2 protein-coding genes and 1 pseudogene are annotated in these 2815 nt (G+C 71.2%); 2 read left to right on the top strand and 1 reads right to left on the bottom strand.

Annotated features, from left to right (window positions below):
* Positions 1–800: hypothetical protein (locus tag AB0I76_RS26900; protein ID WP_357041021.1), on the top strand; the 800-nt coding region annotated here is incomplete at its 5' end.
* A gap of 135 nt (positions 801–935) precedes the next feature.
* Here AB0I76_RS26900 and AB0I76_RS26895 read toward each other — a convergent pair.
* The gene (locus tag AB0I76_RS26895; protein WP_357041017.1) at positions 936–2519 is read right to left on the bottom strand and encodes an acyl-CoA carboxylase subunit beta; all 1584 of its coding nucleotides are present in this window, start codon (positions 2517–2519) and stop codon (positions 936–938) included.
* 86 nt (positions 2520–2605) lie between these two features.
* On the opposite strand from AB0I76_RS26895, the pseudogene AB0I76_RS26890 reads away from it, so the two are divergent.
* Positions 2606–2815, top strand: a pseudogene (locus AB0I76_RS26890) (biotin--[acetyl-CoA-carboxylase] ligase); the annotation flags it as partial.

Here is a 2815-nt window from a genome sequence, read left to right as displayed (position 1 = left end):
GGGGCATGCACCTGGAGCTGGGTCAGTACCGCCAGGGCGTGGCCTGTGCCGCCGTGCTGGTCGTGGTGTCGGGCTCCGCCGCCCTGACGGCCGGGCGGATCAGGGAGCCGGTGGCGGCCAGCGGGGGGCCGGCGGCCGGCCCGAGCCGGGCGGAGATACCGCTGGAGGCCCTGGTGCCCGCGGCCGACCTCCCCGAGCCGGCCGAACCGCCGCTCATCCAGTCGGGGATCGGTGAACCGGTCCGCGTGGACGACATGCTGATGGCGTGCCTGAAGGACAAGGGGATCGCCGCCGAGTGGGCGACCTCCCGGTACTCCCGCTCACAGACGGTGCTGCGCAGCCGGCCGGCGGGCGACCCAGCGGGGGAGCCGCTGCTCCGTCAGGAGCTCTACCGCATCCGGCCGGAGGCGGCCGGTGAGGTCTTCGACGGCCTCGACCGGGCGATCCGGGCCTGTCCGACCGTGCGGGACACGGTGATGGCGGGGTGGCGGGACCAGATCGTTCCGGTGGCCGTCGAGCGGAGCTGGACGGTGCTGGACCGGGACTTCGCCGGTGACCGGTCCGTGCTGGTGCGCTACCGGATGTCACCCGTCCCGGGCGAGCGGGTCGCCGTGGGGCCTGAGGAGACGTTGCGGGCGGTCGTGCAGGTCGGGAACCTCGTCACGGTGCTCAAGCCGGCGGGCTACCAGCTGACCGTCCCGACCGACTTCCCTCCGGTGCTGACCCGGGCGGAACTGCGTGAGCTCGCCCGTACCGCCGCCGCCCGGCTCTGCGTCGCCGTGGCCGACCCGCCCTGCTGACCCGAAGGCTCGCGCGACTTCGGGGAAGATGTCGCCTTCCCACTGTCGGGAGGGGCCAACTTCCCCGAAGTCGCGCGGATCAGGCCCCGGACCCAGCCGAGAAGCAGGGGCGCGATTCCGCCGCGGAGCGGGCGATCAGAGCGGGATGTTGCCGTGCTTCTTCGGGGGCAGGGTCTCGCGCTTGGTGCGCAGCACGCGCAGGGCGCGGACGATCTGCGCCCGGGTCTCGTGCGGCGGGATGACCGAGTCCACGTACCCGCGCTCCGCGGCGATGTACGGGTTGGCCAGGGTGTCCTCGTACTCGGCGATCTTCTCGGCCCGCACGGCCGCCGGGTCCTCCGCGTTCGCCAGGTCCGACCGGTACAGGATGTTCACCGCGCCCTGGGCGCCCATCACCGCGATCTGCGCGGTCGGCCACGCGAAGTTCAGGTCCGCGCCGAGGTGCTTCGACCCCATGACGTCGTACGCTCCGCCGTACGCCTTCCGGGTGATGACGGTGACCTTCGGGACGGTGGCCTCGGCGTACGCGTAGATGAGCTTCGCGCCCCGGCGGATGATGCCGTCCCACTCCTGCCCGGTGCCTGGCAGGAACCCGGGGACGTCCACGAAGGTCAGCACCGGGATGTTGAAGGCGTCGCAGGTACGAACGAACCGGGCTGCCTTCTCGGAGGCGGCGATGTCCAGCGTGCCGGCGAAGTGCATCGGCTGGTTGGCGACCACGCCCACCGGGCGGCCCTCGACGCGGCCGTAGCCGATCAGGAGGTTCTGCGCGTAGAGCGGCTGGACCTCCAGGAACTCGCCGTCGTCGAGGACGTGCTCGATGACCCGGTGCATGTCGTACGGCTGGTTGGCCGAGTCGGGGATGAGCGTGTCCAGCTCCCGGTCCTCGTCGGTGATGTCGAGGTCCGCCGGTGCCTCGAACACGACCGGCTCGTCGAGGTTGTTCGACGGCAGGTACGACAGCAGCGCCTTCACGTAGTCGATCGCGTCGGACTCGTCGGTGGCGAGGTAGTGCGCGTTGCCGCTGCGCGAGTTGTGGGTGCGGGCACCGCCCAGCTCCTCCATCGCCACGTCCTCGCCGGTGACGGTCTTGATGACGTCCGGGCCGGTGATGAACATGTGCGAGGTCTGGTCGACCATCACGGTGAAGTCGGTGACGGCGGGGGAGTAGACCGCGCCGCCCGCGCACGGGCCCATGATGAGGGAGATCTGCGGGATGACGCCGCTGGCGCGGACGTTGCGGAAGAAGATCTCGCCGTAGAGGCCGAGTGACGCCACGCCCTCCTGGATACGCGCGCCACCGGAGTCGTTGATCCCGATGACGGGGCAGCCGATCTTCATCGCCAGGTCCATCACCTTGACGATCTTCTCGCCGAAGACCTCGCCGAGGGAGCCGCCGAAGACCGTGAAGTCCTGCGCGAAGACGCAGACCTGCCGGCCGTCGATGGTGCCGTAGCCGGTGATCACGCCGTCGCCGTACGGCCGGTTCCGCTCCAGGCCGAAGGCCGTGGACCGGTGCCGGGCCAGCTCGTCCAGCTCGACGAAGGAGCCCTCGTCGAGCAGCAGCTCGATCCGCTCCCGTGCGGTCTTCTTGCCCCTCGCGTGCTGCTTCTCCACGGCGCGCGCCGACCCGGCGTGCACCGCCTCGTCGACCCGTCGCTCCAGGTCCGCCAGCTTGCCCGCGGTGCTGTGGATGTTGATCCCGGTCTCGGTAGTCACCCAGGGAATATAACGATGGTTCAGGCCGGTGCTGCTGTGCAGTACACCTCAGTACCCTCCGTCGGCGTGGCCCGTAGGCTGACGGGATGCCGGGGTCCCCGTACACCGATCTCGACCGCCCGCCGCTGTCGGTGGCGCGGCTGCGGCGCGCGCTGGTCGCCCCGAACGGCCCGTGGGCCCGGCTGGAGCTGCGTGCCGAGACCGGCTCGACCAACGCGGACGTCGCGGAGGCCGCGCGGGCGGGTGAGCCGGAGGGCGAACACCGCCAACCTCGGGTACGAGGAGCAGGGCGTCAA

It is taken from the genome of Micromonospora sp. NPDC049799, from assembly GCF_040656655.1.
Lineage (GTDB): Bacteria > Actinomycetota > Actinomycetes > Mycobacteriales > Micromonosporaceae > Micromonospora.
This window is presented reverse-complemented; position numbering and strand designations above follow the sequence as displayed.